This is a genomic window from Acinetobacter johnsonii CIP 64.6 (genome assembly GCF_000368045.1).
Lineage (GTDB): Bacteria > Pseudomonadota > Gammaproteobacteria > Pseudomonadales > Moraxellaceae > Acinetobacter > Acinetobacter johnsonii.
The window spans coordinates 324223-331459 of sequence record NZ_KB849234.1 but is presented as its reverse complement, the minus strand read 5'-3'; the positions used below and the strand labels follow the sequence as shown (position 1 = coordinate 331459).

7 protein-coding genes and 2 tRNA genes are annotated in these 7237 nt (G+C 43.7%); 6 read left to right on the top strand and 3 right to left on the bottom strand.

Annotated elements, in window-relative coordinates:
* Positions 1 to 16 precede the first annotated feature (16 nt).
* The 6 genes from F986_RS04950 (at position 17) to F986_RS04925 (ending at position 5649) form a co-directional block, all read left to right on the top strand.
* Positions 17 to 93: transfer RNA gene (locus F986_RS04950), tRNA-Met, on the top strand.
* A gap of 89 nt (positions 94 to 182) precedes the next feature.
* Positions 183 to 259 (top strand) — tRNA-Met (locus F986_RS04945).
* A gap of 228 nt (positions 260 to 487) precedes the next feature.
* Positions 488 to 1012, top strand: coding sequence for a ribosome maturation factor RimP (gene rimP / locus F986_RS04940; protein WP_004692708.1), 525 nt, complete (start codon positions 488 to 490; stop codon positions 1010 to 1012).
* 39 nt (positions 1013 to 1051) lie between these two features.
* Entirely contained in the window at positions 1052 to 2536 is a 1485-nt protein-coding gene (gene nusA, locus F986_RS04935; protein ID WP_004692706.1) for a transcription termination factor NusA, read from the top strand.
* Between the two features lie 9 nt (positions 2537 to 2545).
* Positions 2546 to 5245, top strand: a complete 2700-nt coding sequence (infB, locus tag F986_RS04930) for a translation initiation factor IF-2 (protein WP_004692705.1) — start codon at positions 2546 to 2548, stop codon at positions 5243 to 5245.
* Positions 5245 to 5649 carry a ribosome-binding factor A gene (locus F986_RS04925; RefSeq protein ID WP_004692703.1) on the top strand — a complete coding sequence of 135 codons (405 nt, stop codon included), beginning with the start codon at positions 5245 to 5247 and terminating at the stop codon, positions 5647 to 5649. The genes infB and F986_RS04925 overlap by 1 nt, the downstream gene beginning before the upstream one ends.
* Positions 5650 to 6033: 384 nt before the next feature.
* On the opposite strand, the gene F986_RS04920 is transcribed toward F986_RS04925, so the two are convergent.
* Genes F986_RS04920 through F986_RS04910 form a run of 3 tightly spaced genes read right to left on the bottom strand, consistent with a single transcriptional unit; the run spans position 6034 to position 7237 of the window.
* The gene (locus F986_RS04920) at positions 6034 to 6432 is read right to left on the bottom strand and encodes a Na+/H+ antiporter subunit G (RefSeq protein WP_004692702.1); all 399 of its coding nucleotides are present in this window, start codon (positions 6430 to 6432) and stop codon (positions 6034 to 6036) included.
* An 11-nt stretch (positions 6433 to 6443) separates the two neighbouring features.
* Entirely contained in the window at positions 6444 to 6719 is a 276-nt protein-coding gene (locus F986_RS04915) for a monovalent cation/H+ antiporter subunit F (RefSeq protein WP_004692700.1), read from the bottom strand.
* Complete coding sequence (locus F986_RS04910) at positions 6716 to 7237, bottom strand: Na+/H+ antiporter subunit E (protein WP_004692699.1); 522 nt, start codon at positions 7235 to 7237, stop codon at positions 6716 to 6718. Before F986_RS04910 ends, F986_RS04915 begins: the two co-directional genes overlap by 4 nt.

The following is a 7237-nucleotide window of genomic DNA, read 5'->3' as shown; positions in this document are numbered from 1 at the left end:
TATTTTTGCGTTTTGTTGCGGGATGGAGCAGTCTGGTAGCTCGTCGGGCTCATAACCCGAAGGTCGTTGGTTCAAATCCAGCTCCCGCTACCAATTTGATTTAGGTGCAACTAAATCAGAGCAAGTACGAAGTATTTAGATTGAAAAATAGTTCATATTTGTATATAATTTTTGCACGTTGATGCGGGATGGAGCAGTCTGGTAGCTCGTCGGGCTCATAACCCGAAGGTCGTTGGTTCAAATCCAGCTCCCGCTACCAAGTTTCTAAAAAGAGGCTCACAACAAGGTGGGCCTTTTTGCACAGTGGATATTAATTTTCTGTGCAATAATTGGGGCGATTACGCCCTTTTTTATTGGCTATCGTGTAGTGTCGATGTGAGCCGGATACGGTGAAAGTCAAAGTGTCATGTTCCACTACTACTATAGTTCGTATTGGCTTGTAGTGGTCTGTTTCGGCCATTGAATCGCACAAAAATGACGAGAGTAAATGAAGCTATCAAATAAAACTCAAGCACTCCAAGACTTAATTGCTCCTGCAGTGCAAGCCTGTGGTGTTGATCTTTGGGGGATTGAATTCCTCCCTCAAGGAAAACGTTCTTTATTGCGCATTTATATCGACAAAGCTGTCGACGAAAATGCAGAACCCATCATCAATGAAGATGGTGAAGAAGAGCAGGGCCGTGGCATCGGTGTACAAGACTGTGTACGCGTGACCCAGCAAGTCGGCGCAATGATGGATGTCCATGATCCAATTTCAGGTGAATATGCACTTGAAGTGTCATCTCCGGGTTGGGATCGTCCATTTTTCCAACTTGAACAATTACCTGCATATATTGGTCAACAGATCGCTTTTCGTTTGATCAGTGCGGTCGATAACCGTCGTAAATTCCAAGCTAAATTGGTTGCTGTAGATCTTGAAGCTGAAATGATTCAAGTCGAAGTGGAAAAGCAACAGGTGCTTGAAATCGATAGTAATAATATTGATAAAGCCAATTTGGTCTATCAAGATTAATTCATTTAATAAATAAGAATCTGAACGAATAGGTGGCTTATGGCACGTGAAATTCTTACCGTAGTTGAAACGGTTAGTAATGAAAAAGGTGTACCTCGTGAAGCGATTTTCGAAGCCTTAGAACAAGCGCTTGTTGCTGCGACTAAAAAGAAATTTTACGAAGGAACAAACTCTGAAGAAGCTCAGCTTCGTGTAGAGATTGATCGTAAAACGGGCGAATACAGCACTTTCCGTCAATGGGAAGTGGTTGCGGATGAAGATCATGAAATGCCAGCATGTCAAGATGCGATTTCAGATGTTGATCCTGCACAATGGTCGATTGGTGATATTCGTGAGCTTGAAGTGCCTTCAATTGACTTCGGTCGTATTGCGGCGCAAATTGCAAAACAAGTCATTGTTCAAAAGATTCGCGAAGCTGAACGTGCGCTGATTGCAGATGCCTACGAGTCTAAAGTGGGTGAGTTGATTTACGGTGAAGTGAAAAAGCAAACCAAAGATGGCTTTATCATTGACTTAGGTGACAATGCTGAAGCGTATCTTGCACGTGAAGAAATGATTGCAAAAGAAATTTTGCGTCCGAAGCAACGTGTAAATGCGATTTTGTTCAATGTGAATCGTGAAGGTCGTGGTGCTCAACTACAATTGTCACGTGCCAAACCTGAAATGCTCATCGCTTTGATGAAGAAAGAAATTCCTGAAATTTCTGAAGAAATCATTGAGATTAAAGCGGCAGCGCGTCAACCCGGTGTTCGTGCTAAAATTGCTGTGAAAACCAATGATCATCGTATTGATCCAGTGGGTGCATGTATTGGTATGCGTGGTACACGTATCCAAGCAGTTCAGCAAGAATTGAACGGTGAGCGTATTGATGTTGTTGTATGGTCTGATGATCCTGCGCAGTACATTGCGAGTGCTTTAGAGCCGGCAGATGTATCGGGTATTGTGATTGATGAAGAAGAGCGTACAGCGGACATTATTTTCGCAACTAGCGATCAATTAGCGCGTGCGATTGGTTCACAAGGTCAAAACGTACGTTTAGCTTCTGAACTTACAGGCTACAAACTCAACATGATGCTAGAAGATGAGTATCATGCTCGTCAGCAAAATGAAGCACAACAATACTTAGACCTATTTGTATCGCGTCTAGATATTGAAGAAGATTTGGCAATGGCATTGGTTGAAATGGGCTTTACTTCTTTAGAAGAGATTGCTTATGTTCCAGCTGAAACATTTGACGAAATCGAGCTAGATGCTGAAGTTGTTGAATTACTTCAAAGTCGTGCCAAAGAAGTTGCATTGGCTGATGCATTACAGCAGCAAGAAAACATCCAAGATCCAAGCGCGGAACTCGTTGCAATGGAAGGGATGACGCAAGAGATTGCTTATGCACTTGCAGCACGTGGTGTCATCACAATTGATGACTTGGCTGACCAAGCGACTGACGATATTGCTGATATTGAAGGTCTGGGTACAGAGAAAGCGGGTCAACTTATTATGAAAGCGCGCGAATCATGGTTTAACTAGGAGATCTACATGACGGATAAGACGATACAAGAGTTAGCTCTCAGTGTGAACCGCCCTGTTGAGAAGCTCCTAGAGCAGGTTCGTGATGCTGGTTTACCACAGCGTAAATCGGACGATATAATCTCTACTGAACAACAAGATGCCCTCGTGCACCATTTGAAGAAAATTCATGGTCAAGACGATGGTCAGGCAGGAAAAATCACGTTGAAACGTAAAACGACCAGTACCGCTAAAGTAGCGAGTACCTCAGGTAAGGCAAAAACGATTAATGTAGAAGTTCGCAAGAAACATACATTTACCAAGCCAGATCCAGAACAAATTAAAGCGGAAGCTTTAGCAAAAGCGCAAGCGGAGCAACAAGCTCGTGCGAACGTTCAAGCTATGGTTGAACCAAAAGCTGAAACTCCAGTAGTAAATAAAGCGGCTGCAAACTTTGAAGCGATGCGTGCTGCTGCAAAGCAAGAAACGACGAAGCAAGAAGTAGCAAAAGCTGCGGTAGTTGTGAAGCGTAAATCAAACAATAAGCCTGTGGTTAAAGCACAAGTTAAAGTTGTTGAAACACCTGAACAGAAAAAAGCACGTGAAGCTCAAGCCGCTCAATTAAAAGCGACTGAAGAAGCAGCACGTCGTAAGGCAGCTGAAGAAGCGCAGCAACGTACACTTGAACAAATGCGTCAAATGGCATCTAAGTATTCAAACGAAGATGCAACTGCGACCATTCGTGTAGTGGATGATTCTCCACTTGCTGCGGGTCTAGTTGGCCAAGCATATGAAGATTCATTTGCGAAAGAAGACCGCGAAATCAAACGTGGTACCAATACACCAAGTACACGTGCACCGAAAAAAGGTGGTCGTCGTGGTCAGGAAGAGCAAAGTTTCAGCAAGCAACCTAAACGTGGTCTGAAAACAAGTCAAGCTGGTAAACATGGTTTTGAAAAACCAGTTAAGAAACAAGTTTATGATGTTGAAATTGGCGAAACTATTGTTGTTGCAGATCTTGCAGCAAAAATGGCGATTAAAGTACGTGAAGTAATTAAATCACTCATGAAAATGGGTGAGCTGGTTACTCAGAACCAAGCGATCGAGCAAGAAATTGCTGCATTGATCGTAGAAGAAATGGGTCATAACCCTGTTCTTGTATCGGATACGCAAGCTGAAGATAACTTACTTGAAGCAGCTGAAGGCGCGCGTGGTGCTCAATCTACACGTGCACCAGTGGTGACCATCATGGGTCACGTTGACCATGGTAAAACATCGCTCCTTGATCGTATTCGTCGTGCGAAAGTTGCTCAAGGCGAAGCGGGCGGTATCACACAGCATATCGGTGCTTACCACGTTACAACTGACAAAGGTATGATCACTTTCCTTGATACCCCTGGACATGCTGCATTTACTGCAATGCGTTCACGTGGTGCGAAAGCGACTGATATCGTGGTTCTTGTTGTAGCAGCAGATGATGGTGTTATGCCACAAACTGCGGAAGCAATTGATCATGCACGTGCAGCTGGTACACCAATTATTGTTGCAATCAACAAAATGGATAAAGAATCGGCTGACCCAGATCGCGTATTGAACGAATTGACAGTAAAAGAAATCGTGCCAGAACAATGGGGTGGTGATGTACCTGTTGCAATGGTTTCAGCACATTCTGGTCAAGGTATTGATGAACTTCTAGATATTATTTCAATTCAAGCTGAATTACTTGAGTTGAAAGCATCTGAAGAAGGTGCTGCTCAAGGTGTCGTGATTGAAGCACGTGTAGACAACAGCCGTGGTGCGGTAACGTCTATCCTTGTTCAAAACGGTACATTGAAAGTAGGTGACCTTGTTCTTGCCGGCGCATCTTATGGTCGTGTACGTGCGATGACAGATGAAAACGGTAAACGTATTCAATCTGCTGGTCCTTCAATTCCGGTTGAAATTTTAGGTCTACCTGAAGCGCCAATGGCGGGTGATGAAGTTCTTGTTGTAAGCGATGAGAAGAAAGCACGTGAAGTTGCTGATGCGCGTATGGATCGTGAACGTCAAAAACGTCTTGAACGTCAAAGTGCAATGCGTCTTGAAAATATCATGGCATCTATGGGCAAGAAAGATGTGCCTATCGTCAATGTGGTATTGAAAACTGATGTGCGTGGTACATTGGAAGCATTGCATGTTGCTCTTGCTGACCTTGCAACAGACGAAGTTAAAGTTCGTATCATTGGTTCAGGTGTTGGTGCGATCACTGAATCTGACGTAACACTAGCTGAATCTTCTGAAGCGGTACTTCTTGGCTTTAACGTACGTGCGGATAACGCAGCGCGTCAAAAAGCGGATGCTGACGGTATCGATATTCGTTACTACTCAATCATCTATCAATTGATTGATGATGTGAAAGCAGCGATGAGCGGTAAGCTTGCTCCAGAACACCGTGAAACAATTCTGGGTGTGGCTGAAGTACGTGAAGTGTTCCACTCAAGTAAGTTTGGTGCAGCAGCAGGCTGTATGGTACTTGAGGGTATGTTACATCGTAATAAACCAATTCGTATCCTTCGTGATGACGTGGTTGTGTTCCAAGGTGAGCTTGAGTCACTTCGTCGTTATAAAGAAGTGGTTGAAGAAGTTCGCGCAGGTATGGAATGTGGTCTTGCGGTTAAAGGTTATAAAGACATCAAAGAAAAAGACAAGATCGAAGTCTATGATGTTCAATTGATCAAACGGAGTCTTTAATGGCGGGTAGTCAACGTCTTAAGCGCATGGCGGATACAGTGCAACGTGAGTTGTCTGAACTAATTCGCCAAGAGTTGAAAGATCCACGCTTAGGTGGTCTCGTGACCATCTCTGCGGTGAAGGTTAGTCCAGACTTAGGTTATGCTGAAGTATATGTGACTGTGATGGGCCGTGAGCTTGGCGATGAGCAAAGTGAAGTAGCCAATAAAGAAACGCTAGATGTGCTGAACAAAGCATCTGGTTTCTTGCGTCACGAACTCGGCCGTCGTATTAAGACACGTATTACACCCCGTTTGCGTTTCCATTACGATAAAACCAATGCATATGGTAACTATATGTTTGGCCTGATTGCTGAAGCAGTAAAGGATTTACCTGCTGACGAAGCAAACAAAGATGATGAATAATTCAGTCTAACTGAATCAAAAAGCCACCTTCGGGTGGCTTTTTTTTATGCGGAGTAATGGCTGAAGCTAGAGCAAGATTTGAAATGCGTTACACAGGATTATGATAGGTGAATAGAGGGTTGAGCTTTTAGGGATTATTTTGACCATCAAGTTGCTGTGGACTGGATTAATATGGGCAATGATTTACCACGGGGACACTTTGATCATTTTAATTTTTGAGTAGATTGAGTAGTTCATCTGTGTTGGTCAATGTACTGGATGTGACACCATCTATAATACGTTCGAATATTATCATCAGTACAATGTTCAAATTAGCGCAACAGCACCATGTCAATGCAGAAGCGCTAGAATGTATTTATTTTATTTCCTTAACACCACAAGCATTTAAAGACGATGTTCAGTGTCTTCATGCTTATTGCTAAAAGCTCTGCGACGAGTACGTTGCCAAGGTAGTGGACGGTTGAGTGCTTCTGGAACGTCGCCACTCAGCGAGCGTAAGCGCAAATGTAGCGCCGCTTGAGCCATCAAATTCGCCGATACGGGTGCGGTTAAGAAGGCAAACAGTGTTAATAACAGCTCAGCAAAACCAAAGCGTCCTTGGAATGCAGAATAGATCATTGCCGCGATCAAGAAGCTCCCTAAGCCTAAGGTACTTGACTTGGTTGGGGCATGTAGGCGCATGAATAAATCGGGCAGGCGCACCATTCCAATCCCTCCGACCAGCATGAAGAAAGTGCCGATCATGAGAAAAATGGAGACTAGAATTTCCATCGTAAGTTGCATCGATCTCGCTCCTAGTCAATCACATGACCTGAGGTGAAGTAGCGTGCTAAAGCGGCTGTAGAGACAAAGCCGAGCATCGCAACCAAAAGAGCACCTTCAAATAATGAAGTGCTGGCCCAGTAAATGCCTAATATAATAATGAGGCAGATTGCATTTAAAAAGAGTGTATCGAGTGCTAAGAGTCGGTCTACAATCGATGGGCCGATAATTAAACGAATTAGGCACAGCAACATTGAAATGGTGACCGCGATTAAACAAATCCCGAGGGCATAAGGCAAAATAGTCATGCTTTGTCTCCTGCTTCGACGCCAAAAATTTGCATCAACGGTTTTTCATAACGCGCTTTAATATTTTCAATCTCGGCATTTTCATCATCGGTGCTGAGGGCATGAACTAAAATGTCCCCGCGATCTTGATCAATCCCTGCTGAAACTGTGCCTGGTGTGGTGGTAATAATCATCGCCAGTAAGGTGTTTACTTCCTCATGTTGTGTTTCCAGCGGAACGCGAAACCACTTCGGTTGTAGACGATCAATCGGACCAAGGACCAATTTAGCCACTTGAATATTCGACATGACAATGTCGTATAACACCACAAAAAATAGTTTCACCGCCGCTTTCCATTCAATATTTGGAGTATACGTAATGAATGGTCTGATCAGACGCGGAATAAAAATGGCCAGTAAAAATGCCATCACTAAGCTGGCTGCGTCAACACTATGTGCCAACATCACCCAGCTCAGCGCAACAATCACCGAAACAAAAGGGTGGGGTAACCAACGCTCCAAAAACGACGTTTTTTTCAT

What these genes read in the sequence shown, in the direction of transcription:
- F986_RS04915 (WP_004692700.1), bottom strand. Translation starts at nt 6,719, where the DNA reads ATGACTATTTTGCCTTATGCCCTCGGGATTTGTTTAATCGCGGTCACC.
- nusA (WP_004692706.1), top strand. Translation starts at nt 1,052, where the DNA reads ATGGCACGTGAAATTCTTACCGTAGTTGAAACGGTTAGTAATGAAAAA.
- rimP (WP_004692708.1), top strand. Translation starts at nt 488, where the DNA reads ATGAAGCTATCAAATAAAACTCAAGCACTCCAAGACTTAATTGCTCCT.
- F986_RS04925 (WP_004692703.1), top strand. Translation starts at nt 5,245, where the DNA reads ATGGCGGGTAGTCAACGTCTTAAGCGCATGGCGGATACAGTGCAACGT.
- infB (WP_004692705.1), top strand. Translation starts at nt 2,546, where the DNA reads ATGACGGATAAGACGATACAAGAGTTAGCTCTCAGTGTGAACCGCCCT.
- F986_RS04910 (WP_004692699.1), bottom strand. Translation starts at nt 7,237, where the DNA reads ATGAAAAAAACGTCGTTTTTGGAGCGTTGGTTACCCCACCCTTTTGTT.
- F986_RS04920 (WP_004692702.1), bottom strand. Translation starts at nt 6,432, where the DNA reads ATGCAACTTACGATGGAAATTCTAGTCTCCATTTTTCTCATGATCGGC.